Source organism: Paraburkholderia lycopersici (assembly GCF_900096975.1).
GTDB lineage: Bacteria > Pseudomonadota > Gammaproteobacteria > Burkholderiales > Burkholderiaceae > Paraburkholderia > Paraburkholderia lycopersici.
The window spans coordinates 42423-67260 of record NZ_FMYQ01000001.1 but is presented as its reverse complement, the minus strand read 5'-3'; the positions used below and the strand labels follow the sequence as shown (position 1 = coordinate 67260).

General features: G+C 65.5%; 25 protein-coding genes. 13 read left to right on the top strand and 12 right to left on the bottom strand.

Going from position 1 to position 24838, the window contains the following annotated elements; translation table 11 throughout:
- Positions 1–91: 91 nt before the first annotated feature.
- The 3 genes from BLU17_RS00255 to BLU17_RS00245 all read right to left on the bottom strand — a co-directional run bounded on the left by BLU17_RS00255 (position 92) and on the right by BLU17_RS00245 (position 3482).
- A complete protein-coding gene (locus BLU17_RS00255) occupies positions 92–1114 on the bottom strand; it encodes a LysR family transcriptional regulator (RefSeq protein ID WP_091992950.1) in 1023 nt (340 codons plus the stop codon).
- A 155-nt stretch (positions 1115–1269) separates the two neighbouring features.
- A complete protein-coding gene (locus BLU17_RS00250; RefSeq protein ID WP_091992947.1) occupies positions 1270–1923 on the bottom strand; it encodes a 2-hydroxychromene-2-carboxylate isomerase in 654 nt (217 codons plus the stop codon).
- Positions 1924–2003: 80 nt separating this feature from the next.
- Positions 2004–3482 (bottom strand): TAXI family TRAP transporter solute-binding subunit, encoded by a 1479-nt coding sequence (locus tag BLU17_RS00245; protein WP_091992944.1) that lies wholly within the window; start codon positions 3480–3482, stop codon positions 2004–2006.
- Positions 3483–3954: 472 nt separating this feature from the next.
- Between BLU17_RS00245 and BLU17_RS00240 the strand changes: the two genes are divergently transcribed.
- Complete coding sequence (locus BLU17_RS00240) at positions 3955–4305, top strand: BON domain-containing protein (protein WP_091992941.1); 351 nt, start codon at positions 3955–3957, stop codon at positions 4303–4305.
- 347 nt (positions 4306–4652) lie between these two features.
- A complete protein-coding gene (locus tag BLU17_RS00235) occupies positions 4653–4913 on the top strand; it encodes a hypothetical protein (RefSeq protein ID WP_091992939.1) in 261 nt (86 codons plus the stop codon).
- Positions 4914–4939: 26 nt separating this feature from the next.
- Here the strand turns inward: BLU17_RS00235 and BLU17_RS00230 are convergent, their stop codons facing one another.
- Positions 4940–5728, bottom strand: coding sequence for a sulfite exporter TauE/SafE family protein (locus tag BLU17_RS00230; RefSeq protein ID WP_091992937.1), 789 nt, complete (start codon positions 5726–5728; stop codon positions 4940–4942).
- A gap of 307 nt (positions 5729–6035) precedes the next feature.
- On the opposite strand from BLU17_RS00230, the gene rarD reads away from it, so the two are divergent.
- Both rarD and BLU17_RS00220 read left to right on the top strand, forming a co-directional pair.
- On the top strand, positions 6036–6923 hold the full coding sequence (rarD, locus tag BLU17_RS00225) for an EamA family transporter RarD (protein WP_091992935.1): 888 nt from the start codon (positions 6036–6038) through the stop codon (positions 6921–6923).
- 157 nt (positions 6924–7080) lie between these two features.
- Positions 7081–7461 carry a DUF5594 family protein gene (locus BLU17_RS00220; RefSeq protein WP_091992933.1) on the top strand — a complete coding sequence of 127 codons (381 nt, stop codon included), beginning with the start codon at positions 7081–7083 and terminating at the stop codon, positions 7459–7461.
- A gap of 67 nt (positions 7462–7528) precedes the next feature.
- Here the strand turns inward: BLU17_RS00220 and BLU17_RS00215 are convergent, their stop codons facing one another.
- The 4 genes from BLU17_RS00215 to BLU17_RS00200 form a co-directional block, all read right to left on the bottom strand.
- Positions 7529–7951 carry a YeeE/YedE family protein gene (locus tag BLU17_RS00215; RefSeq protein WP_091992930.1) on the bottom strand — a complete coding sequence of 141 codons (423 nt, stop codon included), beginning with the start codon at positions 7949–7951 and terminating at the stop codon, positions 7529–7531.
- A 1-nt stretch (position 7952) separates the two neighbouring features.
- Complete coding sequence (locus tag BLU17_RS00210) at positions 7953–8387, bottom strand: YeeE/YedE family protein (protein WP_091992927.1); 435 nt, start codon at positions 8385–8387, stop codon at positions 7953–7955.
- Positions 8384–8728, bottom strand: a complete 345-nt coding sequence (locus tag BLU17_RS00205) for an ArsR/SmtB family transcription factor (protein ID WP_091992925.1) — start codon at positions 8726–8728, stop codon at positions 8384–8386. The genes BLU17_RS00210 and BLU17_RS00205 overlap by 4 nt, the downstream gene beginning before the upstream one ends.
- Before the next feature lie 164 nt (positions 8729–8892).
- Positions 8893–9996: an acyltransferase family protein gene (locus BLU17_RS00200; RefSeq protein ID WP_091992923.1), complete on the bottom strand. Its 1104-nt coding sequence runs from the start codon at positions 9994–9996 to the stop codon at positions 8893–8895.
- Positions 9997–10276: 280 nt separating this feature from the next.
- Here BLU17_RS00200 and BLU17_RS00195 point away from each other — a divergent pair, with 280 nt between their 5' ends.
- Together BLU17_RS00195 and BLU17_RS00190 are read left to right on the top strand one after the other, a co-directional pair.
- Positions 10277–11245, top strand: a complete 969-nt coding sequence (locus tag BLU17_RS00195) for a quinone oxidoreductase family protein (RefSeq protein WP_091992920.1) — start codon at positions 10277–10279, stop codon at positions 11243–11245.
- A 28-nt stretch (positions 11246–11273) separates the two neighbouring features.
- Positions 11274–11450, top strand: a complete 177-nt coding sequence (locus BLU17_RS00190; protein ID WP_091992918.1) for a DUF1427 family protein — start codon at positions 11274–11276, stop codon at positions 11448–11450.
- A gap of 60 nt (positions 11451–11510) precedes the next feature.
- Here the strand turns inward: BLU17_RS00190 and BLU17_RS00185 are convergent, their stop codons facing one another.
- On the bottom strand, positions 11511–11966 hold the full coding sequence (locus BLU17_RS00185; protein WP_091992915.1) for a host attachment protein: 456 nt from the start codon (positions 11964–11966) through the stop codon (positions 11511–11513).
- Positions 11967–12270: 304 nt separating this feature from the next.
- Between BLU17_RS00185 and BLU17_RS00180 the strand changes: the two genes are divergently transcribed.
- Positions 12271–12945, top strand: coding sequence for a pyridoxamine 5'-phosphate oxidase family protein (locus tag BLU17_RS00180; RefSeq protein ID WP_091992913.1), 675 nt, complete (start codon positions 12271–12273; stop codon positions 12943–12945).
- A gap of 25 nt (positions 12946–12970) precedes the next feature.
- Here BLU17_RS00180 and BLU17_RS00175 read toward each other — a convergent pair whose 3' ends face one another.
- From BLU17_RS00175 to BLU17_RS00165, 3 genes are all read right to left on the bottom strand, one after another.
- Positions 12971–13105: an entericidin A/B family lipoprotein gene (locus BLU17_RS00175; protein WP_091992910.1), complete on the bottom strand. Its 135-nt coding sequence runs from the start codon at positions 13103–13105 to the stop codon at positions 12971–12973.
- 211 nt (positions 13106–13316) lie between these two features.
- Entirely contained in the window at positions 13317–14420 is a 1104-nt protein-coding gene (locus BLU17_RS00170; protein ID WP_091992908.1) for an MraY family glycosyltransferase, read from the bottom strand.
- A gap of 79 nt (positions 14421–14499) precedes the next feature.
- Positions 14500–15783 carry a glycoside hydrolase 5 family protein gene (locus BLU17_RS00165; RefSeq protein WP_245746673.1) on the bottom strand — a complete coding sequence of 428 codons (1284 nt, stop codon included), beginning with the start codon at positions 15781–15783 and terminating at the stop codon, positions 14500–14502.
- Positions 15784–16450: 667 nt separating this feature from the next.
- On the opposite strand from BLU17_RS00165, the gene BLU17_RS00160 reads away from it, so the two are divergent.
- From BLU17_RS00160 to BLU17_RS00135, 6 genes are all read left to right on the top strand, one after another.
- Positions 16451–17515 carry a sugar transferase gene (locus BLU17_RS00160; RefSeq protein WP_091992904.1) on the top strand — a complete coding sequence of 355 codons (1065 nt, stop codon included), beginning with the start codon at positions 16451–16453 and terminating at the stop codon, positions 17513–17515.
- 228 nt (positions 17516–17743) lie between these two features.
- Positions 17744–18865 (top strand): polysaccharide biosynthesis/export family protein, encoded by a 1122-nt coding sequence (locus BLU17_RS00155; protein ID WP_425434051.1) that lies wholly within the window; start codon positions 17744–17746, stop codon positions 18863–18865.
- Positions 18866–18872: 7 nt separating this feature from the next.
- The gene (locus BLU17_RS00150) at positions 18873–21161 is read left to right on the top strand and encodes a GNVR domain-containing protein (RefSeq protein WP_245746672.1); all 2289 of its coding nucleotides are present in this window, start codon (positions 18873–18875) and stop codon (positions 21159–21161) included.
- Between the two features lie 262 nt (positions 21162–21423).
- Complete coding sequence (locus BLU17_RS00145; protein WP_176928871.1) at positions 21424–22257, top strand: methyltransferase, TIGR04325 family; 834 nt, start codon at positions 21424–21426, stop codon at positions 22255–22257.
- A gap of 267 nt (positions 22258–22524) precedes the next feature.
- The gene (locus tag BLU17_RS00140; RefSeq protein ID WP_091992894.1) at positions 22525–23628 is read left to right on the top strand and encodes a glycosyltransferase family 4 protein; all 1104 of its coding nucleotides are present in this window, start codon (positions 22525–22527) and stop codon (positions 23626–23628) included.
- Complete coding sequence (locus tag BLU17_RS00135) at positions 23616–24833, top strand: glycosyltransferase family 4 protein (protein WP_091992891.1); 1218 nt, start codon at positions 23616–23618, stop codon at positions 24831–24833. The genes BLU17_RS00140 and BLU17_RS00135 overlap by 13 nt, the downstream gene beginning before the upstream one ends.
- Positions 24834–24838: the final 5 nt, after the last annotated feature.

Sequence of the window (24838 nt, the reverse complement as noted above, 5' to 3'; positions counted from 1 at the left end):
AGGGCAACGAAACGGGCGCCGAGGTGAACTGAGCGCCCGTTTCGTTGGAGCGTGATCTGACTCAGTGGCCTGCTGCGCCCCCGTAGGCGGTTCACGCCGCTTCGACCGGCGGCACCGCTGTTTTATGCCCGCCCGCGCCTGCGGCCTTCTTCGCCCGGGTCCCGGTGCCCGAACGTTTCGTACCGTGTTCGGCAGTCAGCGTTTGCGACACCTCGTCGATCAACGTGCGCAGCCAGCTCACATCGCTGGGCCGGTCAGGCTGCGGATGCCACATCTGATAGCAGCGAATCCGCGGAAACGCGAACGGCGTCTCCACGACGGCAATCGGCAGCAGCTTCGCGTAATGCTGCGCGAAGCGCTGCGTCGTCGTGAAGATCAAATCCGATTGCAGCAAGACCTGAGGCACGAGCCCGAAATAAGGTAGCGTCGCGACGATACGGCGCTCGGCGTGCGCCTTCGCGAAGCCGATATCGATCGCGTTCGCGTGTGCGCCCGTATAGGGCGTGGGCGCGAGATGCGGCGCCGCGAGGTACGCCTCGCGCGTGAGTTCGCGGCGCGCGAGTGGATGATCCGCGCGCATCATGCAGACGACCTTGTCGGAGAACAGGTCGCTGCGCGCGAAACGCGCCTCGGGCTTCGGCCAGTTGCCGATCACGATGTCGAGTTCGCCCGCGTCCAGCGCGCCGTGGTGGTCGAGCGTGGGCGAGAGCGAGAGGATTTCGAGCCGCGCCGCCGGCGCCGTCTCGCGAAAGCGCGCGATGAGCGTCGGCATGAAGAAGTCGTTGAGGTAGTCGGGGGCGGCGAGGCGGAACGTGCGTTTCGAGCGCGCCGGGTCGAAGTCGCCGTGCGGCGTGGCCACGAATTCGACCTCGCGCAGAACGCGCTGCGCATGTTGCAGCAGCGACTCGCCATACTCGGTCGGCACCATGCCGGCCTTGCCGCGCACGAGGACCGGGTCGCCCAGGATCTCGCGCAGCCGCCGCAGCGCCGTGCTGATGGCGGGCTGGGTCTGGTTCAGGCGCAGCGCGGCCTGCGTGACGCTGCGCTCGACCAGCAGCGTGCGCAGCACGCGCACCAGCCAGATGTCGAGGGTGAGGGCGTTGTGGTCGTCCATGGGCGTGGCGGGCAAAGGCGCGTACGCGCGGGGCGCGCACGGACTCAGCCATAACCATAAGCCGCCGCGCGCGCCGCCGCCATAGGGTGCGCGGTATGGCGGGGATCAGGGGTGCGCTTCGCGGGCCTGCCTGTCGCCGCCCCGTTGCCGCCCCGTCACTCCGTGACGGGCTTTGCGAGCCCCGAAGGCAGCGAGCTGATGCGCCTCACTTCGCGCGAGTCGAGCCAGTTCGGGCTACGCGCGCAGTAGAGCACCATCGGCAGGGCGTCCTCGCCCCAGAAGAGCTGCCTGTTCATCCAGAACGTCGGCACGCCGAACACGCCCATCGCGATGGCGTCGTTGGTGTTGCGGCGCAACTGCGCGCGCACGGCTTCTTCTTCGATCAGCGACTCGCCGTGCGGAATGCCCACGCGCTCGCAAAGCTGCTCGAAGCCTTCCTCGCTCGACGGGTCGCGCCCCTCGCGCCAGATGAAGCGGAAAATCTCGCGCACGCACGCGAAGTCGCCGCCGGCCGCGATGGCGAGCAGCATCGGCTTGATCGAGTCGAACGGATGCGCGGGCGGCATCTTGAAGGGAATACCGAGCTGTTCCGCACGAAAAAGCGCATGACGGTAGGTGAAGACCCGCTTGGCCGGAATCTGGGCGCTGAGCGGCTGACCCCAGTGGCGATACAGCTCGGCGAGCAGCACGGGCGTCGGGACGAAGTCGAAGCCGGGCCACTTCTCGTGCTGTTCCAGCAACAGATACGAGAACGGCGACACGAAGTCGTAGAACCAGGCCGGCTGGTTGGCGTCGATGCCGTCGATCATGCTGTTCCTCCGCGTTTCTCGCTTTATGCGGGCCGTTCTTCGAGCGGCCCGTCTTCAGGTTCAAATTGCTTGCTGCGGCGCTAGTGCGTGCGCTCGCCGGTGTTGGTGCTGCCGTTTTCATCCGCGTGGGGCGCTTCCCCGCCCGTGGCCCCCGCCGCCCCCGCGTCTTCGCTTGCGCTGTCGGGCGCGGCTGCCTCTTCGGCATCCTGCCCGCTCGGCGCTTCACGCGCCAGCGCGAGCCGCTCGCGCACGAAGCCGATGTGCTCGCGCAGCACGTAGAACTGGTCCGCGTAGGCGAGCGGCATTTTCATGCCGTTCACCGATTCCTCGATCGCGTCGAGCTGGCGCACGAGCGCGCGGCGCTCGGCCGGCGAGTTGTCGGCCAGCGCGGCGCGCTCGAGGGAAATGAGCGAGCCATACCAGCGGTAGATGCGCGATTTTACCCGCCAGGCGTAAAGCGACGGAACGATCCGCAGACCTGGAATCAGCACGACGATGATCGGCACGAGCAGCACGACGAGCCGGTCGGCGAGGCTCGCGACCCAGAAGGGCAGTACGCGGTAGAGGAAGCTCTTGCCCGACTTGTAGTAGCGCGCGGCGTCGTCGCTGATCGGGAAGTCCTGGGCGCGCGGCGCCGGGAACTCGCCCGCGCGCTGCAGGAGCGACGAGCGGCCGTGCACTTCCTTGGCCGCTTCGATCAGCAGGTCGGAGAGCGCCGGATGCAGCGAGTCGCGCGCGACCAGCTCGACCGTGGGCGCGATGAAGTGCAGCGGCGCGGCGGGCAGGTTGCGCCCGAAGTCGAACGCGCCCATCGGGATCGTGATGGCCGTGAGGTACGGAAAGCGGCGCGCGTAGGCGTCGGCCTGGACGAAGTCGAAGAAGCGTATGCCCGGCATGCGCATGAGGCGCCCCATCACGGGCGGCTGCGCGGAGTCGCCCGCGAGAATGGCGACGTCGATCTTGCCTTCCACGAGTGCGCGCGCGGCGTCGTCGCCGGAGAGCGGCAGCAGCTTCGTCGGGCCGCCCGGCTCGATGCCGTTCGCCTTGAGCAGCGTGAGCGCCAGTTCGCGCGTGCCGCTGCCCTCGGCGCCGATGGCGACGCGCTGGCCTTCGAACTGCGAAAGCCGCGTGGCGACGGGGCCGTGATAGAACACGACGAGCGGCACATAGGCCACGCTGCCGAGCGAAACGAGGCCGCCGGGCACCTTGCTCGCGAGGCCGTCCTGCACGAACGCCACGTCGACGTGCGCGTCCGGGTCGGCGAGGCGATGCAGGTTCTGCGCCGAACCCTCCGATTCGAGCACGGTCAGCGTAATGTTGTTGCGCGCGAGGATGGCCTTGTACTGCTGCGCGGCGTTCCAGTAGGTGCTGCCCTTGGGTCCCGCGCTCATGGTGAGCGTGTTGGGCGGAGCGGGCTGGATGAGGCGCACCGCGAGCCAGATGGCCGCCACGCTGATGAGCAGGATGGGGCCGAACGAGACTGCCAGGTCGCGCCACGAGATCGCCACGAAACGCGCGACGAGACGGGGAGGAGATTTGCGGCCGGTGCGAGACTTCATCGGGGTGGGGCGGGCCTCGGTGGTTCGTGGGTGGGTCCGGACTGGATCGGGCGCGCGTCGCGCGTGCTCCGTGCGCCGATGGTACATGAGATTCGACGCCGCAGCGGCGTGCCCGAATGCGGGGCGGCGCATGCTGCGCGCACGCCACGGGCCGCTGCGCTAAACTCTTTGCGCTTGCGGTGCCGCCAGGCTAAATTGTGGTTCGCCGGCCGCGCCTGGCAAGCCGCATCGGCTCCTCCCGGGGCGGCACTCGCGCGAGCATCGAGCCATAACGAACAAGCAACGGGCGCAGACCCTACCGGGCGGACATAGTCGCTCCTTCATCCTTGCCTCTCGTATCGCGTCAAGACCTTGGCGGCGCCTGCGCGCACGTTGCGCGCCGTTGCTGCCATCGGTAGTTGTAACGAAGCCGTCGACCTGCAAGGGAGACGGTCCTATTCCAGGCAACAACGCGAAGACACAAGGAGAAAACATGAAATCGGTCGCTATTCTGAAGATGCTGGGCGCGGCACTGTGCCTGACGGTGGCTTGCGGGGTGTCCTACGCTCAGGACAATTCGGCGAGCGCGCCCGCTGCTACCACGGCCGCTCCGGCTACTTCGGCCAGGAAGGTCGACCGCAAGCTCGGCTATTCGGTGCGCAAGGCGCTCTCGAAGACGCAGGGCGTCGACGTGTCGAACATCACCGTGCGCTCGCGCGGCGGTGCGGTCACGCTGACCGGCACGGTGCCGGATCAGGGGCAGATCGACAAGGCCGGCCAGGCCGCGCAAGGCGTGGCGGGCGTGAAATCGGTGTCGAACAAGCTGACGGTCATGCAGCAATAAACGCTGCGCGCCCCCCGTCGGGGACGCACTGGCAGGCAGCAAAAAGCCCCGGCCTTCATTGGCCGGGGCTTTTTTTTGCGCGTCTTCGCGACTGGCGTCGCGCCGCCGGGCGTGCGCGGTCTTTTTTGCCGTTTCCCGTCGCTCGATGCACTCGCCGGTTCGTGCGCGAGGCGCGTCAGCCCGCCATATATTCGCCCGCCGGCGACATACGATTCCGGCGATGTTGCAGTGCGTGGTTTACGTGTCGTTTGACACACAGTTTTCTCGCCGTTGGGGGTATACCGTGAGTTATCGCGCGCCTTCCCGAGGTCGAGCGCGGCCTCTTCGCTGGAAAGCAGGAAATCGCCATGACCATTCATACGTATACCGACTTGCCGCTCGTCGATCGCGCGGCGTTCGAGCTGGCCTGTGCGCGGCACGGCTTCGCCCCCCTTCACTTCGACATTCGCGGTGAAGCCGACCCGAACGACCCCGAGCATGGCGACATGCTGATCGTGCGCCGTGGTGCGTGGGCGCAGGCGTACCGGATCGATGCGCGCGGCCAGTGGCTGCGCCAGTTCGAGGTCGACCTCAACGGGAAATTCTTCCGCCAGGCGCCGCACTCCTGAACGCGTCCGTTGCCCGCGCGGCGCGCTCAGGCGAGCACGAGCCGCACGCCGACGAGCGTGAGCGTCGCGGCGAGCAGCACGCGCAGCAACTTTTCGGGTGCTTTCGACGAGAGCAGGCTGCCGATCGCGATGCCGGGCAGCGAGCCGCACAGCAGCGAGAGCAGCATGTGCCAGTCGATCGAGCCGAGCAGCCAGTGACCGGCGCCCGCGAGCAGCGTGAGCGGCACCGCATGCGCGACGTCGGAGCCGACGATGCGCACCGTGGGCAGCGCCGGGTAGAGCAGCAGCAGCACGGTCACGCCGATGGCGCCCGCGCCCACCGAGGTGAGCGAAACGAGCGCGCCGAGTACGGCGCCCGTGAGAATCGTGAAGAGCAGCGTGCGCGCCTCGCCCGGACCGTGGCGGTGGCGCGAGGCGAACGCGGCGAGCTGCGGGCGGAAGGTGAGCGCCACGGCCGTGATGAGGAGCGCCGCGCCCAGCACGGCCTGGATCAGATGCCCCGCGCGCGGCGTGTCTATGCCGTAGCGATGCAGCAGGATCAGCGTGACGGTCGCGGCGGGCACGCTGCCGGCCGCGAGCCGAAACGTCACGCGCCAGTCCACCGAACCCTTGAGCCCGTGTACGAGCGTGCCTGCCGACTTGGTCGCGGCCGCATAGAGCAGGTCGGTGCCGACCGCGGTGGCCGGATGCACGCCGAACAGCAGGACGAGGATCGGCGTCATCAGCGAGCCGCCGCCCACGCCGGTCAGGCCGACCAGAAAGCCGACGAACAGGCCGGACAGCGAATACAGCAGATCGATATGGGGTAAGGACATCGCGCGCGAGGAGGCCGGTTTCGGGGCTCTATGGAGCGTTAGGGGCTTCGCCGCCATTCGAACGGGCGGGCGACGCGCGCCGTAAGCGGCGCGTCAGGCTGGACAACGGCCAAGGCGGGCGGCGAAAATCCGTTATTGTCGCAAAACCGGCGGCTCGGCGCAGGGTTGGAACGCAAACGGGCGTGTTCCCGTCGCCTTTCAATTGATTTCGAGCGAATTGATTTCGAGCGGCTAGCTGCATGTCTCGTGTCGCAGCGCGCCCGGGGCGCGGCGTTTCGCAGGGGCGCCGCCATAACCACAATCCAATATGAATCCCGGCATCTCCTACGCGTTCGCCGCCTTCGTTCTCTGGGGGCTCTTTCCCATCTACTTCAAGACGCTGCATCAGATTCCCGCGCTCGAAATGCTCGCGCACCGCATGGCGTGGTCGCTCGTCTTCGTGGTGGGCGTGCTCGTCGTGCGACGCCACTGGCGCTGGCTTGGGCCCACGCTGCGCGACCGGCGTCTGCTCGGGCGCTTTGTCGCGAGCGCCGTGCTGCTTTCGGCCAACTGGGGCATCTACATCTGGGCCGTCAATGCGGGGCACATCGTCGAGGCGAGCCTCGGCTACTTCATCAATCCGCTCATCAACGTGCTGTTCGGCTATGCGTTCCTGCGCGAACGGCTGCGTGCGCTGCAGTGGGCGGCCGTGGCGCTGGCCGCCGCGGGCGTCGTGTGGCTCACCTGGCAGAACGGCGCGCCGCCCTGGATCAGCCTCGCGCTCGCCGCGACCTTCGGCGGCTATGGACTCTTGCGAAAGACCGCGCAGCTCGGCGCGCTCGAAGGCCTCGCGCTCGAAACCGTCCTGCTGTTTCCCGTGGCGATGGTTTATCTGATAGTCGTGGGTCTCGCGGGCGAGAGCCACTTCACGCATGCCCCGCGCGCGCTGCAACTGCTGCTCGCCGCCTCCGGGCCAATCACGGCCATTCCGTTGCTGCTGTTCGGTGCGGCGGCGCGGCGCATTCCGCTCTCGATGCTCGGCCTCATCCAGTACGTCACGCCCACGCTGCAACTGCTTACCGGCGTGCTCATCTACGACGAGCCGTTCGGCGCGGTGCGCGCGGTGGGCTACAGCGCGATCTGGGCGGCGCTCGCGCTGTATTCGCTCGAAGGCGTGCGCAGCCTCGTGGCCGCACGGGAGCGCGGCGCGCTGTGAGCGGCGGCGCGGCGCGCGGCGCTCGGGTATCGCGACGGCGTCGGGGCCTTCACGCATTGGCTGATGCGCCGACCGCGCGGTAGGATGCCGGGACGACGCGCTGCGGCGGCCGGAAGCGCCGTTGCACGCAGCCAACCCTTCGTGGAGTGTCCCGCGCATGAGCATCGAAGCCGTCCACCGGTTCGAGGAAGAATTCGCGCCGCGCATCGCGGCGAGGCTGGCGAGCCAGTTCGGCCCTTCCGTGCACGTCGACGTCGTGCCGAACGAAGGGCACGGCCATCCCACGCGCGTGCGCCTGCGCGGTCTCGCGACCGAGCATCGTCATCCGTATTCGTATCCGCTGAACCTCTCGCTCACCTGGGACATCGAGGAAATCGAGCGCCTCATGGAGCCCGGTGGCGAAGCGCGCTTCGAGCACTATCTCGAAGCGACGGTGCGCAAGATGACGTCGTGGGAATCGGCGCGCGCCGTCGACTTTTCGTCGCGCACGCAGAGCGAGCCCGAAGTGCTGATCGGCGGCCTCGATTTCGAGGGCTGAACGCGCGGCCGCGTTGGCCCTTCAGTTCGCTGGACACCGGGCGGCCGGGTCGGCGCGCATCAGCGCATCAGCGTGACGGCGACCGGCGCTCGAGCACCGCGTAAATCGCCATGCCCGCGAGCATGGCCGCGACGAAGAGCCAGGCGCGCGGCTCGCCGCTACCCGCGGCAACGAGCGCGGGGCCCGGGCAGAAACCCGCGAGACCCCAGCCCGCGCCGAACAGCAAGGCGCCGCCGACCAGCCGTCCATCGATGCGCCGGGCCGTGGGCAGTTGCATGGGCGCGCCGCCGAAGCTCTGCCGGCGCGAGCGCGCAAGCCGGAAAGCGGGCGCGGCGAGCGCGATCGCGCCGGCCATCACGAAGGCGAGCGAAGGGTCCCATTGTCCGGCGAGGTCGAGAAAACCGAGCACCTTGGCCGGGTTGGCCATTCCCGAGACGATCAGGCCGAGACCGAACAGCAGACCGCAAGCGAATGCGCTGAGTTTGCGCATTTCAGCCTCCGATGAGGTGGCGGGCGACGAACACGGTCGCGAAGCCCGCGGCCATGAACACGCCCGTGGCGGCGAACGAGCGCCGTGAGCCGCGCGCGATCCCGCACACGCCGTGGCCGCTCGTGCAGCCCGAGCCGTAGCGCGTGCCGAGCCCGACGAGCAGGCCGGCGGCGGCGAGCGTGAGCGCGGAAGCGTCGATATGGATGGCTGGCAGCGTCGCGCGCAACCGCCACAGGAGCGGTGCCGCGAGAAGCCCCGCGACGAACGCGAAATTGACGCCGCGCTCGCCGCCCGAGCCGGGCAGCAGTCCTCCGAGCAGGCCGCTGATCCCCGCGATACGGCCGTTGACGAGCACGAAGAGCGCGGCCGCCGCGCCGATCATGAGTCCTCCCGCGAACGAGGCCCAAGGTGTGAAGTGGGCGAGATCGAGGCTCATGCCGGAGTCGCCGGGTGTGACTTGAGCCGGCCGCAATAGAGGCTCGAAAGCGTCTGCATGACCTGGGTGACCTCGGGGCTCGCGAGGCGGTAGTAAATGTACTTGCCTTCGCGGCGCGTCTCGACAAGGCCTTCCTCGCGCAGCTTGCCGAGATGCTGCGAGAGGCTTGGCTGATGCACGCCTACCAGGTCTTCGAGCTCCCCCACATTGCGCTCGCCTTCGGTGAGCTGGCAGAGCAGCAGGAGGCGGTCTTCGTGGGCGAGCGCCTTGAGCAGCGCACAGCATTTTTCGGCGGATTCGCGCAGGGTCGCGAGTGCTTCGGGAGTCAGTGGTAAGTTCATCGTGGCCCCGTTAGACGGGCTGAAACGGCGATGCGGCACATTATACTTTGCCGAAAAACATTATATGAATTGATAAGGTGTGATCGTGCCGAAGCCGGCGGCGGCGAGCGCCAGCGGAAGAGCGCGCTCACCGCCTCGAAACGATGGGAGCCGGGCTGCGCGGGTCAGGCCGTGTCCCGGTTGGCCGGCACGTCGCCGGCCGGCTCTTCGTCGACGGCGAGGCGCGTGGGGTTCGAGCCGGCCATCCCCGATTCGCGCGACCGTACGGCGGGCGCCGACTGCAGCAGCCGTCGCGCGCGCCTGTACATCGGCCAGTCGACGAACTGATAGAGCGCGCCACCCATCGCGGTCGCCACGACGATGATGACCGCCACCCCGACCGGCGCGGCGGGGTGGAAGTCGTCGATGGCATTCGGCAGGAGTTTGCGCGCGGCTTCGACACAGTATGGATGGCTCAGATAGATGGCATAGCTGGCGTTGCCGACGAATATCGCGGTGCGGGTCAACAGGCCCGCGTCCATCGCCGATTCGAGACTCAGGCTGCTGACAATCAGCAGGAATGCCGGAGCGCCGTAGTAGAGCAACGGTGCGTGCGACAGGCCATGCCAGTTGACGTAGGCCATCCACGTATAGGCGGATGCCGCCATGCCGCCCGCAAGCAATGGATTGATTCGGATGCCGAAATTCCAGAGCCGGTAGATCAGGAAGCCGAGCGGGAACTCCAGTACGCGCTGATTCGAATAGAAGTCGGCCATCACGCCGTGCGAACCCGACGCCTTCGCCGCGCAAAAGATCACGAAAATCAACGCCGACGCCAACAGTAACCGGCGCCGGCGCATGAGCGCCATCGAGACGGCCGTGACGGCATAAAACAGCATTTCGTAGTTCAGCGTCCAGCCGACGAACAACATCGGGAAGATCTGGCCGCTTTCCTTGCGATAGGGAATGAAAAGCAGCGACTTCAGCAGGTTTCCGAAGTTGGCCGTCGTCGAGTTGAACAGGTCGGGCGCGGCGAGGGCTCCGGCGAATACGCCGAGCGTCAGCAGCCAGTAAAGCGGCACGAGGCGGGCGATGCGGTCCGCGAGAAAGCGCCTCGCGGTCAACGCGGGGTTGTCGGTCACGAGTGCGATGACGAAACCGCTGATTACGAAAAAAATATCGACGCCGAATTCGCCGAACGTGTGTCCGGTCGGCGTCATGACGTGAAAAAAGACAACCGTTGCGGCCGCGACTGCGCGCAGCACGGTAAGGGACTGTAGTTTTTGCATGTCTGGGGGGCGCGGTCTGCGCGTTCGCCAATGCCGCCGGCGGAGAGGATGCGCTGCGTATCGCGCGTATTCTGACATTGCCGGGCGGGGAGCAAGTTCGCACTTTTGTGGGTGAGCGCACACAATCCGGCAATTAGTCAAAACATCGCCTTGTCCGAAATTCGAAAGTCTTTGTCCACCTGACCGGCCGCCGCCGATCTACATTGGCTCCCGGTTCGATGCCGCGCCTGGCGCTTCTGATCGAGCGGCCGCGCGAAACCTGATTTCATGGAGTGAAGCGATGAAAGCCATCCAGTTCAAGTCCTTCGGCAAGCCCGAGGTGCTCGAGTACGTCGATCTGCCGACGCCTGTGCCCGGTGCCGATAGCGCGCTCGTGCAGGTGATGAGCGCCTCGGTCAACCCGAGCGACGTGAAGAACGTATCGGGCCATTTCGAACACAGCGTGCCGCCGCGCGTGCCGGGCCGCGACTTCAGCGGCGTAGTGGCGGCGGGGCCGCAGGCATGGCTCGGCGCCGAAGTCTGGGGCACGGGCGGTGACATCGGTTTCACGCGCGACGGCACGCACGCCGAATTCATCGAGGTGCCCGTGGCCGCGCTCGCGCGCAAACCCGCGGCGCTCTCGCATGCGCAGGCCGCGTCGATCGGCGTGAACTTCGTGGTGGCGTGGCTCGGCACCGTCGATTACGCGCGCCTCGCCGAAGGCGAGACGATTGCCGTGATCGGCGTGTCGGGCGGCGTGGGCGGCGCGGTCACGCAGATCGCCAAGGCCCGCGGCGCGCGCGTGATCGGCGTGGGCCGCGAGGCGCCGCTCGCCGGGTCGCCGGCCGCGCGCCTCGTCGACACCTTCGTGCCGATGGACGAGCACGCCGCCGAACGCGTGCGCGAACTCACGGGCGGCGCAGGCGTGGACGTGGTCTACGACGCCGTGGGAGGCGTGGCGTTCGAGCTGGCGCTCTCGCTGGCGAAGCGGCGCGGCCGGGTGGTCGAAATCAGCGCCACGGGCAAGCGGCGCGTGGAGTTCGACCTGATCGACTTCTATCACAACGAGACGCAGCTTCTCGGCGCCGACAGCGCGAAGCTCGGCGTGGCGGAATCCGCGCCGCTCATGCGCGCGATTGCCGAGGCGTTCGATGCGGGCCGCTTCGAAGCGCCCGTCGTGGCCGCGCACTTTCCGCTCGCTCGGGCGCGCGAAGCCTACGAAGCGGTCGCGGCCGGCACGCCCGGGCGCGTCGTGATCGACATGGCCTGAGCGCCGGATGAACGCACGGGAGACGAGGATGAAGGGCTATCTGGTGTCGTTCGCGGTCGGCGCGCTCGCGGGGCTGCTTTACAACGTGCTGCAGGTGAAGTCGCCCGCGCCGCCGACCATCGCGCTCGTCGGCCTGCTCGGCATGCTGGCGGGCGAGAACGCGATCGGCATCGTGCGCGCGTGCGTTGCGCATCTCGCGGGATGAGCGGGACGGCTCGTTCACCTCGCCGCACGCGAAATGTGCACGAGCCGCGGGCCGCGCGCTTCAACCTTCGGCGCGCACCAGCCGCTCGGGCAAATGCGTGCGCAGCGCCCGCGCGTCGAGCAGCGCGAGATCCTTGTCGAGTTCGAGCGTGACGAGGCCGCGCGTTTGCGCGTCCATGGCCTTGCGCAGCGTGCCGAGAAACGCGGGCGGCGCGGCCAGCACGAGCGTTCCGTAGCGCGCGTCGTTGCGCGCCTTCGTGAGCATCTGCGCGATTTCGGTCGCGAACACGGTCGCTTCGTGTTCGTGCTGGCTCGTGTCAGGATCGGTTGCGCTGCGGCCGGGCCCGGCGCGCTCCGTGGTGCGTCCCGGCTTGTCCGTCACGAGGACATCGTCCTGCACGCGCCCTTGCGGATGCAGCAGCGTCTCGATTTCGTCGATGGCGCCCAACGGGCTTTCGGTGGCGAAAATGCGCGCGGTCACACGGTTGGCGACGACAATCCAGATCGTTTTCGACATGTTCGACTCCCTGCCATGGCGCCCGGCGCAAGCGGCCGCCGGGCGGTTGAGTGGACTCGCGCCACGCGGCGTGAATCAAAAGGGTAGCGCGATCAGCGCGATCGCGGCGCTCGGCGCGTGAAGATGCCGCCGCCGCGAGGTCTTTCGCGTGCGCGCGAGGCGCGAAAGTCCCGGCGCAGCGAACTGCGTGCCTGCCCGGCTTTTTTGCCTCTCGAAATCCGGGAGGATGGTTCTCGTTGACGGCGGATTCTATTTTTCGCCGTAAGGGCCTAACCTGTCGATTCCGAATCTCAAGGAGTCCGACATGGGGCCGACCGCCGCTCACGGTCATCGTTATCCCAGCGATATCGCCTTCACGCCGACGGTCAAGGCGATGCAGGCGCGCCTGGGTTCCCGCGAACTCTATGCGCGCATGGAGCGCGATCGCGGCTGGGGCGTGAGCCTTACGCCCGAGATCGCGGCGTTCATCGAAGCGCAGACGAGCGTCTTCCTCGGCACGGCGAACGCCGAAGGGCAGCCATACATTCAGCATCGCGGCGGCCCGGCCGGCTTCCTGCACGTGGTGGACGAGCATACGCTCGCGTTCGCCGATTTCATCGGCAACCAGCAATACATCACGCTCGGCAATCTGGCCGATAACGCGAAGGCATATCTTTTTCTGATCGACTATGCGCGGCGCCGGCGCGTGAAGATCTGGGGCCACGCGCGCGTGGTGGAAGACGCGGAGCTCATCGCGGAACTCATGCCCGCCGGTTACAAGGCGCGCGCAGAACGGGCGATCGTGTTCACCGTGCGCGCGTGGGACATGAACTGCCCGCAGCACATTCCGCAGCGTTTCGAAGCGGCGGACGTGAGGTCGGCGCTCGACGAACGTGACGCTCGCATTCGCGAACTGGAGGCAGCCGCGGCGCAGCACGAAGCGCGGGTGCGCGAACTGCAAGCGCAAGTCGCGCGGCTGCGCGAAAGCGCTTCGCCTTGAACCGTCGCGGGCGTGGCCGCTCTGCTTATTTGGCCTTTTCCGCCGAATTGGTGATGGCCTGGCCGCCCCTCGATATGTCCTCGCCAGCGCCTGCGATGGTATTGCAGGCGGCGAGCGTCACGGCGACCAGTGCAAGCGCAAACGCGAAATAACGGCTCATATCGGCTCTCTCCCTGAATCGAATGACTTGAACGATGCGTGCCGGCGGCGCGGGTCGTACCGCGGCGACAGGGCTCAACGGGCTGGGCATCGATCCGGCCTTGAGCCCGCGGGGCGGGCACGTGGCGTGCGCACAGCCGCCGTTCGATTCTACGCGCGAAGCGGGGACACATGCGCCGTCGCCGCGCGCGCCGGCATGCATGCGACGCGCGTCAGCGCCGATGCGTCTTGCGCACGACGAGCCACTTTGGGGAGCGAAAACGCACGATGCTCACGTAAAGCCACACATAGGTGAGCGCAAACACCACGACGAAGCAGAACAGATGCACCGTGTGCCGCCAGAACAGCGTGGCGGGAATCACGGCGATCAGGCAGAGCAGCCACAGGTATGGCGAGGTGAGCGAATTGCGCCGCGTGAGTTCGCGCGCGGTGCGCGAGCCGACGACCCAGCGCATGAGGCGCTTGTAGACGAGCATGTGCAGATGCACGCCGTCGGGAATGCCGGGCGACATGCCGCGCACGAACTTCTTCCGGTAGATCGAGAAACAGGTCTCGAAGATCGGATACATGAAGAGCAGCACCGGATACCAGGCCGACACCTCGCGATTGCGCATGACGAGCAGGATCGACAGTTCGGCGAGCATGAAGCCGATGAAATACGCGCCGCCGTCGCCGAGGAAGATCAGGCCGGCCGGAAAATTCCACATGAAAAAGCCCAGCACCGCGCCCATCATGATGAACGACGCCGAGAGCACGACCGGGTCGTGCACCTGGAAGGCCACATAGGCGAGCGAGGCGAACATCATGAACGCAACCATCGAAGCGAGGCCGTTGAAGCCGTCGATGATGTTGATCGCGTTGGCGAGCGCCGCGACCGCGAGCACGGTGATGGCGAACGAAATCGCGGCGTAGGAGAGCAGGAAATCGAGCGGCGGCACGCTGATGCGCGTGACCGCGATGCCGAGGAACCAATAGGCGAGCGCGGCGGCGGCCATTGTGCAGATGAGGCGCGCAAGCGGCGAAACGCGCTTGGTGAGGTCTTCGATGAGGCCTGACGCGAACGCGGGCAGGCCGCACGCGACGATGCCCAGTATGCCGCCCGAAACGGCCGGATAGGCCCCGTGCAATTGCGCGGCCGCCACGATGAGCCCGGCGAGAATGCCAGTGCCGCCTATGCGCGGTACGGGCCGCGCGTGAAATTTCTGCACGCCCGCGAGGTCCGAGTCGACGGAGAATCTTTCATGCAGATGCGCGTAGCGCACGATCAGCAGCGTGACCAGCAGGGAGACGAGAAATCCGAGCGCGAAGCTAAGCATGAACGGTGAACGCGGGGCGAGAGCAGTTTGGATCCGCGATTATACAAAGGCGGACAGGCCCAACGCGCTCGAGCCCTGCTCAGCTTCCCGGCGTATCCGCGATCTCGATCAGAATGACGTGGTCGGGCACCTCCACCGAAAGCTGGCGCACGTCGCGATGGCTTTCTACCGGCTGCGCCGAAGCGAGCGGATCGTACAGGTCCACATGCTTCGCTTTTCCGCCAAAGTCGAGACCGACGCGGGCCGGGGGGCTAGTGAGCGGCGTTCCCGTCGCCCGGTTCCAGATCAGCGTCTCGTTCCATAGCGCCAGTACGAAGCGACCGTCCTTCTTCTGCAGCAGCAGGCTGTTCGCCGAAGCCGGCATGTCGGAGAGCGTATAGGCGAGCGTGCCGCGCGCCGCGGCGCTTGCGCGTCGTGCGGTGTTGGCGTTCAGGATCGACGTGAGATTGCGGATTGCGTAGGCCACCGGCTTGGGGCTGTTGTCGTTGCGAAAGAGCCCGTAATGCATTTCGTCGTTGTTGTGCTGCGGATCGGGTTTTTCGTCGAGCAGCTCGTAGACGTAGAGGCGTTTCACACCTGCCGCCACCGCATCCATATAGCCGTTGAGAACGCCTTTGGCCTGGGTCGGCTCGTCGACGCCCAGCATGTACCAGCCCGCCTGCGGCAGAGAGAAGTAGCCAAATTCGGTGATGACGAGCGGCAACTGAAAACGCTGGCCGAGATGGATTGCCGCAAGCATCCATTTGTCGCCGTTCGCGTTCCACAGCGGTTGTTCGCCGTTTTGCGGGTAGACGTGCTGATTCGCGTAATCGGCCGAATCCGTGCGCGTCTCGACCAGCTTGGGGTCGTAGCCGGTCGCGTCGTACACGGGCACGCCCGCGAGCTCCGGCATGCCGTGAACGCGTGCGTAGAGGTCGCGCTGCACGGCGAGCCCGGCCGCGCCGCCGGTCAGGCCGTGGTAGCTGACCGGAAAATTATTGATTTCGTTGGGCCCTTCGATGGCCGCGACGCTGCCCGGCACGGCCGCGTTCAGCTTCGCCGCCTGCCCGACCGACTTCTCGAAGTCGGCGCCCGTCAGGAAGTTGAATTTGACGCCGCGTTGCGCGAGATAGACATAGCTCGAGAACGGGATGGACGCGCCCGGCGCGTAGTCGCGAACGTGGTGGATGCCGAGCCATGCCATATCGTCGGCGACGTTGCGCACGTTGACGTACGCACCGTCGGTGTAGCTGACGTGGGTCACGACGGCGAGCGTCTGGAGGAACGCGTCGGCGGGCATGGCATGCACGGCGTCGCCCGCCTGCACCGCTGCTGCGCATGCGAGCGCGCAGATGCCTGTCGCGAGGTTTTCAACGGCGCGCATGCCAGACCACCGGCACGGTTTCGCGCGGCTCGCGCGCCGAGAACCGGCGGTACAGGCGGGCAGCGTATGGGCAGTGGCCACGGCATGCTTCACGGCGTATTCCTCGGGTGAGACGGTTGCCGGTCACCGAATACGCTCGCCTTGCCCCATGCCGGCGTTTCGATGGGCTTACCCGCGTTGGCGGCGCAGTCGGAAACCATTTTGCCGCGCTGTTGCATCCGTCGTGTGTGCGACGGCGAACGGATAAGCATTCGGCAGAAGATTAGATTCGGGCTATCACAGATACCATGCACGCACAACGAAAGTGTGCGCGAAAGCGTACGGTGTCCACGATAAATAATAAGGAATCCGTCATATCAATTTTCCGGGCGTTGAGAGACATTGCTGCGCTATGTGCGATCGCGCACATAGCGTGGCGCTCGCATGTGGCTTGCAGCGCGGCTCACCCGTGGCGCGGATCGCGAGCCGGCGACGATCACAAACCGTTGGTGGGATTGCGCACGGTTCCCCCGTTGCGCACGCCGTAATGTGTTGCCGTGGCTTATCGGGGCGGGCGGCACGAACGTATCGATCGCCCGAAGCGGGGAGATCCGTGCGTTCGCCGGTGGCGGACGACCGCGCGCGCCCACGAACGTCTGACGAACACGACACGCACTGGGGCAGGGACATGTCAGAGCTAACGCAACGTACGGTCGATATCGTGCTGATCGTGCTCGGCGCCATATGCGCCGTACACCTCAATCTGAATTCCGCGCAGATGGGCCAGGTGCATCATCCCGATCCCACGCTCGTGGCGTTTTGCGCGGCGCTTGCGTTATCGGTGTTTCCCGCTTGCGGAACGTATGGTTCGCGCGGCAGCCGCTCGCTTTTCAGCGTGGCGGGCCGCACGGCATTCGCCTGGCTCGCGGTGCAGCTCTGCGGACTCGTGCTGCTTTATGCGATTCATCACGATCATCTGCTGGCGTTGCCGTGGTTCATGTACTGGACGCTGACGACGGGTATCTCGCTGCTGCTCTCGCACACACTGTTCTTCTCGGAATTCAGCGTGCTGCGTCTTACGCGTGCGTGGTGGCGCCGGGAGCCGCTCGAGGTCGGTTCGCGCAGCACGGTTCGCAGCGCCGTAGCCGGGCATGTCTTGAAGCGCATGTTCGACATCGTGGCGGCAGCGAGCGCGATCGTGGTGCTCTCACCGCTGCTCGTCATGCTCGCGCTGCTGGTCAAGCGCGATGGCGGGCCGGCGTTCTACGGCCATACGCGTGTAGGCCGTCACGGAAAGAAATTTCGTTGTCTTAAGTTCAGATCAATGGTGGTTAACTCGGAGCAGGTTCTCAAGGATCTGCTCGAGCGCGATCCTGAAGCACGCGCCGAATGGGAGCGCGAATTCAAGCTCAAGAATGACGTGCGCGTGACGCGGATTGGCCACTTTCTGCGGCGCACGAGTCTCGACGAACTGCCGCAGCTTTGGAACGTCCTGCGCGGCCAGATGAGCTTTGTCGGTCCGCGCCCGATCATCGACAAGGAACTGGAGCGCTACGGCGAGGCCAGCAAGTATTACCTGATGGCGACGCCTGGCATCACAGGCCTGTGGCAGGTGAGCGGGCGCAACGATATCGACTACGCGACGCGCGTATCGCTCGACGTTTCCTATGTGGAGAACTGGACCTTCCGCAAAGACATCGGAATTCTGTTCAAGACGTTTTTCGTCGTGATTCGCGGTACGGGCGCGTATTGAGTAGAAGAAGGCGCAGAAAAGGGAGAGGGCAGCAGCGGCGGGCATTTCGGGTATCCGGGCCACATCGCATGACCTGGAACACGGGAAACGGGATTGGGGGTATTTGCAATGGGACTGAACGCGATGGAATCGACCGAGGCGGCGTCCGGGCGTCTCGTGTGGAATTTCGGCGTGGCGGGAGCGCTGCGCCGCGGAGCCGCGTGTGCAGCGTGGCTGGCGCTCGCGGCGATGGGCGGCTGCGCCCTCGCGCCGGGCATGACGTACGACACGCCGAAAGGCGGCGCAGTGACGAATTCGGGCGCCGCTGCCGCAACCGGGGCGCAGGTGCCGGACAGCGTGGTGGCCAAGGGATTTGCAGGCGCGCCGTCCGGCTCGCTCGTGGAGATCACGCGGGAACTCGTGGACAAAGAGGCTGCGGCGCGGCCCAAGGGCATTCCCGCCGACGTGGAAAAGCTGTTTGCCAAGGCCACTCCGTATCAAATCGGCCCCGGCGACATTCTCAGCATCGTGGTTTGGGATCATCCCGAGCTCAATCTGCCTGCGGGGGGCGGCGGTGGAGACGGTCCATCGGGAGCCAGTTCGGTTGCGTCCGGCTACACCGTCGATACCAACGGATTTATTCAGTATGCCTATATTGGTCCGCTGAAAGTTGCCGGTCTTTCGGAGATGGGCGTGCGTGACATTCTCGCGGAAAAGCTCGCGAAATACGTGCGTCAGCCGCAGGTCACCGTGCGCATCGAGACATACCGCAGCAAGCGTGTGTATCTCGACGGCGAGGTCAAGACGCCGGGCGTGCAGGTGCTCAACGACAGGCCGATGACGTTGCCCGAGGCGATCAACCGCGCTGGCGGCTTTACCAGCAATGCCGACCGGTCGCATGTTGCCGTGACGCGCGGCGACACCACCGTGGACATCGACATGCCGGCGATGATCCGCAAGGGCTTCAATCCGGACCGGATCATCTTGGGCGACGGCGACCTCGTGCGTATCTTTGCGCAGACGGACAGCAAGGTTTTCGTCGTCGGCGAGGTCGAGCATCCCGGCGGCGTGACGTTCAACAACGGGCATATGACGCTCAACGAGGCGCTCGGCAACGCGGGCGGGATCAGCCAGGCGTCGGGCGATGCGTCGCAGGTTTACGTCGTGCGTGGACGCGATACCAGCCAGCCGGTTGTGTTTCATCTCGACGCCAGCAGTGCCGCCGCGATGGCCACGGCCGATTCGTTCGACCTCAAGCCCAACGATGTCGTGTTCGTCGATACGTCTTCTCTCGTGAAGTGGAGCCGTGTCATCAGCCTGATTTTGCCGACTACGCAGGCGGCGGCGACCAGCCGCGCGATTGGATACTGATGCTCACATGAACACGAACCGTGGCAGTCGACCTGCTCGCTACCGAGAGGACAAGATGAACCATCGCGACTACCTGCTTGAAGGACCTGTGGAGACGATCATGCCGATCGCTCCCGACGGCGGACATATGGGCAATCTGCTCGATACGCTGTATGCGGGCCGCAAGACGATCCTGATCGTCACGATTATCTTTACGCTCGTGGGCTGCGTTTATGCGCTGCTGGCGGCGCCCGTATATCAATCGGACATGCTCATTCAGGTGGAGGAGAGCCCGAATGCCGCGAAATCGGCGCTGGCCGATCTTTCCCAGTTCGCGGTCAAGACCCAGGCATCGGCGGAAATGGAGGTCTTGCGTTCGCGGATGGTCGTGTCGTCCGCCGTGAATGCGACGAAGCTCTATATCAAGGCGACGCCGCGTTATTTTCCCGTGGTGGGCCGCTGGGCCGCGCGACATCTGAGCCTGGGCCGCTGGTCGGGATGGGGCGGTTACGCATGGGGCGACGAGGCGATCGAGGTGACGCAATTCGACGTGCCGGCGCGCCTGCAAGGCAGACCGTTCGTCTTGACCTATCAGGGCGACGGGGCCTATACGCTCGAAGGCGGCGGCGTCACGCTCGAAGGGCGTGTGGGGGAACCGCTGCACGCGCCGACCGTGGGCGGCGCAATCGATCTCCTCGTGGACAAGATCGATGCGCAGCGGGGCACGATTTTCAACGTTATGCGCCTCTCCGAACTGAGCGCGATCCAGGCGTTGCAGGCAGCGATCGCAATTACGGAAAAAGGTAAGGAATCCGACGTTATCGGCGTTTCGCTGGACGGCGAAGACCCGGTTCTCACCAGTACCATTCTCAACGCGATCGGCAACGAATACATCCGGCAGAACGCTCAGCGAACGCAGGAAGAAGCCCAGAAGCAGATTGCCTTCCTCGACCAGCAACTGCCGCTGCTCAAGGCCCAGCTCGAGAAGGCCGAGAACGAGTACAACATGTTCCGCTCGCAGCACGGCGCCGTGAATCTGGATGCCGAAGCATCGGCGCTGCTGCAGAGCTCGGCGCTGGCGCAGCAGCGTATCGCCGATCTGCAACAGCAGCGCGCGCAGGCGATGGCCCGTTTCACCGACGACAATCCGGCCCTGGTCGCCATCAACGGGCAACTGGCCGAAGCAGAAAAGGCGCTGGAACATCTGTCCGGGCAGACTCGCGCGCTGCCGCCGGTGGAGCAGCAGGTCGTGCGCCTGCAGCGGGAAGTGACCGTCGATACGAACATCTACACGAATCTTCTGAACAGCCGCGAGCAACTGCGTCTGCTCAAGGCTGGCCGCGTGTCGAACGTGCGCATGATCGACGCGGCGGTGCCGCCCGAAGGCCCGATCCGGCCCAAGCGCTCGGTCATCGTGATCGCGGCGTTGTTCACGGGGTTGTTTGCCGGCGCTGCGCTCGTGCTGTTGCGTCACCGGCTCAAGCGCGGCGTTTCCGTGGTGGACGAGATCGAAGCGGGCACGGGGCTGGCTGTCTTTGCGGCCGTGCCGCGCAGCCGCATCCAGCATGGGCTCAGGCGTCGCTTGCCGCACGGTGCGCCGGGCGCGAACACGGTGCTTGCGCACACGGCGTTGTTCGATCCGGCGGTCGAGAGCCTGCGCAGTTTTCGCAGCGCGCTCGAGCATTCGCTGGAGGATTCCGCCAATCGTGTCGTGCTGCTGGCGGGGCCGACGCCGATGGTGGGCAAGTCGTTCGTCTCGGTCAATCTGGCGGCCGTGTTCGGTGCGTCGGGCAAGCGTGTGCTGCTGATCGACGCGGATCTGCGGCGAGGCTCGCTGAACCAGCACATGGCGGTGTCGAGCACGCCGGGCGTGACCGACATCGTCGAACTCCGTCATGGCTATGACCAGGTGGTGCATCGCGAGGTGATGCCGGGCGTCGACTTCGTCGCGACCGGAGGCTATGTGACCAATGCCAGCGAGTTGCTGCGCGAAGGCACTTTCAAGGACTTCGTGGACTGGGCCAACGGGACATATGACCTCGTGCTGATCGATGCGCCGCCCGTTTTGCCGGTGGCGGACGCCGGGATCATCGGCAAGCTGGCGGGGACCGTGTTCGTGATCGCGCGCCAGGGCGCCACGAGCGTGGCCGATATACGCGAGTCCGTGCGTCGCTTCGAACAGGTCGGCGTACCGATTCGCGGTGTGATCTTCAACGACATGACGTCGCGGCCAGGACGCTATGGCAACGAGTATGCGGCGTATGGTTATTCGAGCCACGGCTTTGCCAGGGACACGGGCAGAGCCAGGGCCGAATAGCCGGTTATTGCCGCGAGCCGTCTGTTCCGGCAGCAGGTCTTCCCGGTCTTCCGGATATCGGCAGCCAGAGTCGGCCGGGCGATCGTCGAAGCGACGTCAAGCGTACACGTGTCCGGTTCGCGGGCTATGGCAAGCCGCGTTCCGGGCCACGGGCCCGACTCGCCATTTCCTTTATACCTTTCAAGCGCGCCGGCGCCGTCATCTGCGCTCGTTTCATTGATGACTGCGTTAGCGAATTTCGATGTTGGGTGGGAGCACGTTGATGCAAGCACGAACCAGGCTACGCGACATTCAAATCGTCTCGACGGCGAAGATTTTCCGCGCTTTCGGCAAGAGCAGCTATGGCGGCCGGTTGATAGAAGGCGCCGGACGCACGCGAGCGGGAGCCACGACATTGGGATGGATGCTGGGATACAGACGTAGCTTCCGGACGCTCGGCGAAGCCGAAAAGGCCGTCAAGCCATACGGCAAAGGCGGACACGAGAGCACCGCCAACGTGGACCTGCATATCAGTTTCTCGGCCAGGCTGAGCGACTATGCGGCGTTCTATTACCTCCGCGATCGGGTGCATCGCATTCAGAAGGTATTTGATCTGGGTGGCAATGTCGGCAATCTCTATTATTGCTATAGAGACTATTTGCCTCTGCGGGACGACGTAAGCTGGACGGTTTTCGATTTACCGGACACCATTTCGCGCGGGCAAGCGCTCGCAAGCGTCAGGAACGTAAAGAATCTCCAGTTTACTGACGATTTCAGCCAGATCGATGGGGCGGATTTATTTATTGCCAGTGGATCGCTTCACTATTTCGACAAGTCGCTGCCGGAAATATTGGAGCGTGTCGAGCGACTTCCCAAATACATATTGATCAACCGAACTCCGCTGACCGAGGGGCCGGATTTCGCGATCGTTCAGGATGGAGGGCACATTCGCGTCGCCTGCATGCTCTACAACCGCTCGAAACTCATTGCCGACCTCAAGCGTCTGGGCTACCAGGTGGCGGGTGAATGGCAGTCGCCTGATTTCCGGCTTCCCGTACTGGATCGACCATCCTCTAGCGTAGGCGCCTTTACGGGGCTATGGCTCGAACTCGCGTAGCCCGATCGCTTCTTCAGCGCGGCACTACGGTCTGTTGACCGGCTTATCCGGCGGGCCTCGCAGGCTGCGCCCGATTCGAGCGGTGGGCGGCTGTTGTCCCGCTCAATCGGCATCCGATGGACCCGGGCCCTGCCGGCATGCGCGACTTGGCGCGGCATGAGCGACGCCGAACATTCGCCGGAAAGAAGACCCGCCACACTGCAAGACATATCAATTGCATGGCGTGGCCCTTTGAATCCGGCCATAAGCGAAGCCCTGGACCCTGTGATGAAACACGTGCATGCCCCTAATCTGATGATTAACGGCCGCTTCCTCGGTCGCCGGGCGACGGGTGTCGATCGCTTTGCGTTCGAGACTCTCCGGGCGCTCGATCAATTGATCGAGCTGCGCGATCCGCGCGTCGCCGGATTGCGGACCGAGATCATCGTGCCCGAAGCGCTGGCCGCTTTGCCGAATCCGTTTCGACACGTTGGTCTGCGAGCGAGCGGAAAAGGCGGCGGCCTGCGTTGGGAGCAATTCGCGTTGCCGCAAGCTGCACGCGGTCGGTTATTACTCAACCTGTGCAACTCCGGGCCGTTGTTGTATCGCCGCCAGATCACGGTGCTGCACGACGCCGCGCCCGCGCGCGTGCCTGAGAGCTACAGCCGCTCCTTTGTTGCCTGGTATCGTCTGATGGCGCCGCGCATCGGCCGCGTGTCGCAGCGCGTGATTACCGTTTCCGAATTCTCGCGGCGCGAATTGTCCGCGGCTTACCGGATTCCGCCGGGAAAAATCGGCGTCGTGCCGGAGAGCGGCGAGCACATGTTGCGCGTGCAACAGGATGAGGGTGGCGTAGCGATCGCATTGAACCAGCGTCCATTCGTGCTGGCGGTGGGAAGCCTCAACCGGCACAAGAACTTCCAGCTCGTGGCCGATGCCGCGCGTCTTATCGGCGACGCGCAATTCGACATCGTAGTGGTGGGCGGCGGCGATGCGCGGGTATACGGAACGGGCCAGGACGCGCTGCCCGCGTTCGTGAAGCATCTCGGCTACGTGAGCGACGGCGAGCTGGCGGCCCTGTATCGGCGTGCAGCGTGCTTCGTTTATCCGTCGCGTTACGAGGGATTCGGGCTGCCGCCGGTCGAGGCGCTCGCGCTTGGCTGTCCCGTCGTCGCTTCGCGGTTGCCGGCCGTGCAGGAGGCTTGCGGCGACGCCGTGCTCTACACCTCGCCGGACGACCCTGCGGAGCTGGCGCGCTTGCTCGAGCGCATCACAAGCGATCGAGCGTTGCGCGCGAGTTTGCGCGAGCGGGGCCGCGCGCGGACTGCCGAACTCACCTGGTGCGCAACCGCCACCAGGTTGATCGAGGAGATCTCGCCGTGGCTAATGTGACGCTTGCCTCGAACCTCACCAACGACACGCGCCGTTTCGGCCGCGTCGCGCTCGTGCATGAGTGGCTCGTTACCTACGCGGGGTCGGAGAAAGTGGTGGAGCAGATTCTTCAGCTCTTTCCACAGGCCGATCTCTACAGCGTCGTCGACTTTTTCCCGGAGTCGCAACGCGGTGTGCTGGGCGGCAGACATGCCAGGACGTCGTTCATTCAGCATCTGCCGCGGGCGCGCAAATCGTTTCGCAGCTACCTTCCGCTCATGCCGCTGGCGATCGAGCAATTCGATCTCTCGTCCTATGATCTCGTGATTTCTTCGAGTCACGCGGTAGCCAAGGGCATTTTGACGGGACCGCACCAGGTGCACGTCAGTTACGTCCATTCACCGATTCGCTATGCGTGGGATCTGCAGCATCAGTATCTGTGCGAAGCCGGGTTGCAGCGCGGAATGAAAAGCTGGATCGTGCGTGCGTTGCTTCACTACATGCGTATCTGGGACCAGCGCACGGCGCATGGCGTGGATGCCTTTGTCGCCAATTCCGCCTTTGTGGGGCGGCGCATTCGCAAGGCCTACGGCAGCGAGGCCACCGTGGTCTACCCGCCCGTCGATGTCGAGCGGTTCGAGTTGTGCGACCAGCATGAAGACTTTTATTTGATTGCCTCGCGCATGGTGCCGTACAAGCGGATACCGCTCATCGTCGAGGCATTTGCCGCGATGCCGTCGCGGCGTCTCGTGGTGATCGGCGACGGCGCCGACTTCGCGCGGGTCAAGGCATGCGCGACACCCAACGTAACGTTGCTCGGCTATCAGCCCGACGAGGTGCTGGTGGACCACATGCAGCGGGCGCGGGCGTTCGTCGTCGCCGCGGAAGAGGACTTCGGCATCTCGGTGGTCGAGGCGCAGGCGTGCGGCACGCCGGTCATCGCGCTGGGGCGCGGGGGATCGCGGGAGATCGTGGTGGATTCGCCGGACCCCGAGCGTGGCACGGGGCTTTTCTTCGGCGAGCAGAGCGTGGAATCGATCGTCGACGCGGTGGAGCGCTTCGAGCGGCAGCCGCCGCTCAAACCGGAAGTCTGCCGTCGCAATGCCATGCGCTTTACGGAAGAACGATTCAAGCAGGAGTTCCTCGGCGTCGTGGAGCGCGCGATGGATGCCGATAAGGGGTTTGCCGACATGCCGGCCGTGGTCCGGCGCTGGCACTCGGCCTGAGTTGG

Excerpts from the sequence above, each read along its gene's own strand:
- BLU17_RS00255 (WP_091992950.1), bottom strand. The coding sequence starts at position 1,114 with ATGGACGACCACAACGCCCTCACCCTCGACATCTGGCTGGTGCGCGTG.
- BLU17_RS00250 (WP_091992947.1), bottom strand. The coding sequence starts at position 1,923 with ATGATCGACGGCATCGACGCCAACCAGCCGGCCTGGTTCTACGACTTC.
- BLU17_RS00245 (WP_091992944.1), bottom strand. The coding sequence starts at position 3,482 with ATGAAGTCTCGCACCGGCCGCAAATCTCCTCCCCGTCTCGTCGCGCGT.
- BLU17_RS00240 (WP_091992941.1), top strand. The coding sequence starts at position 3,955 with ATGAAATCGGTCGCTATTCTGAAGATGCTGGGCGCGGCACTGTGCCTG.
- BLU17_RS00235 (WP_091992939.1), top strand. The coding sequence starts at position 4,653 with ATGACCATTCATACGTATACCGACTTGCCGCTCGTCGATCGCGCGGCG.
- BLU17_RS00230 (WP_091992937.1), bottom strand. The coding sequence starts at position 5,728 with ATGTCCTTACCCCATATCGATCTGCTGTATTCGCTGTCCGGCCTGTTC.
- rarD (WP_091992935.1), top strand. The coding sequence starts at position 6,036 with ATGAATCCCGGCATCTCCTACGCGTTCGCCGCCTTCGTTCTCTGGGGG.
- BLU17_RS00220 (WP_091992933.1), top strand. The coding sequence starts at position 7,081 with ATGAGCATCGAAGCCGTCCACCGGTTCGAGGAAGAATTCGCGCCGCGC.
- BLU17_RS00215 (WP_091992930.1), bottom strand. The coding sequence starts at position 7,951 with ATGCGCAAACTCAGCGCATTCGCTTGCGGTCTGCTGTTCGGTCTCGGC.
- BLU17_RS00210 (WP_091992927.1), bottom strand. The coding sequence starts at position 8,387 with ATGAGCCTCGATCTCGCCCACTTCACACCTTGGGCCTCGTTCGCGGGA.
- BLU17_RS00205 (WP_091992925.1), bottom strand. The coding sequence starts at position 8,728 with ATGAACTTACCACTGACTCCCGAAGCACTCGCGACCCTGCGCGAATCC.
- BLU17_RS00200 (WP_091992923.1), bottom strand. The coding sequence starts at position 9,996 with ATGCAAAAACTACAGTCCCTTACCGTGCTGCGCGCAGTCGCGGCCGCA.
- BLU17_RS00195 (WP_091992920.1), top strand. The coding sequence starts at position 10,277 with ATGAAAGCCATCCAGTTCAAGTCCTTCGGCAAGCCCGAGGTGCTCGAG.
- BLU17_RS00190 (WP_091992918.1), top strand. The coding sequence starts at position 11,274 with ATGAAGGGCTATCTGGTGTCGTTCGCGGTCGGCGCGCTCGCGGGGCTG.
- BLU17_RS00185 (WP_091992915.1), bottom strand. The coding sequence starts at position 11,966 with ATGTCGAAAACGATCTGGATTGTCGTCGCCAACCGTGTGACCGCGCGC.
- BLU17_RS00180 (WP_091992913.1), top strand. The coding sequence starts at position 12,271 with ATGGGGCCGACCGCCGCTCACGGTCATCGTTATCCCAGCGATATCGCC.
- BLU17_RS00175 (WP_091992910.1), bottom strand. The coding sequence starts at position 13,105 with ATGAGCCGTTATTTCGCGTTTGCGCTTGCACTGGTCGCCGTGACGCTC.
- BLU17_RS00170 (WP_091992908.1), bottom strand. The coding sequence starts at position 14,420 with ATGCTTAGCTTCGCGCTCGGATTTCTCGTCTCCCTGCTGGTCACGCTG.
- BLU17_RS00165 (WP_245746673.1), bottom strand. The coding sequence starts at position 15,783 with ATGCGCGCCGTTGAAAACCTCGCGACAGGCATCTGCGCGCTCGCATGC.
- BLU17_RS00160 (WP_091992904.1), top strand. The coding sequence starts at position 16,451 with ATGTCAGAGCTAACGCAACGTACGGTCGATATCGTGCTGATCGTGCTC.
- BLU17_RS00155 (WP_425434051.1), top strand. The coding sequence starts at position 17,744 with ATGGGCGGCTGCGCCCTCGCGCCGGGCATGACGTACGACACGCCGAAA.
- BLU17_RS00150 (WP_245746672.1), top strand. The coding sequence starts at position 18,873 with ATGAACACGAACCGTGGCAGTCGACCTGCTCGCTACCGAGAGGACAAG.
- BLU17_RS00145 (WP_176928871.1), top strand. The coding sequence starts at position 21,424 with ATGCAAGCACGAACCAGGCTACGCGACATTCAAATCGTCTCGACGGCG.
- BLU17_RS00140 (WP_091992894.1), top strand. The coding sequence starts at position 22,525 with ATGAAACACGTGCATGCCCCTAATCTGATGATTAACGGCCGCTTCCTC.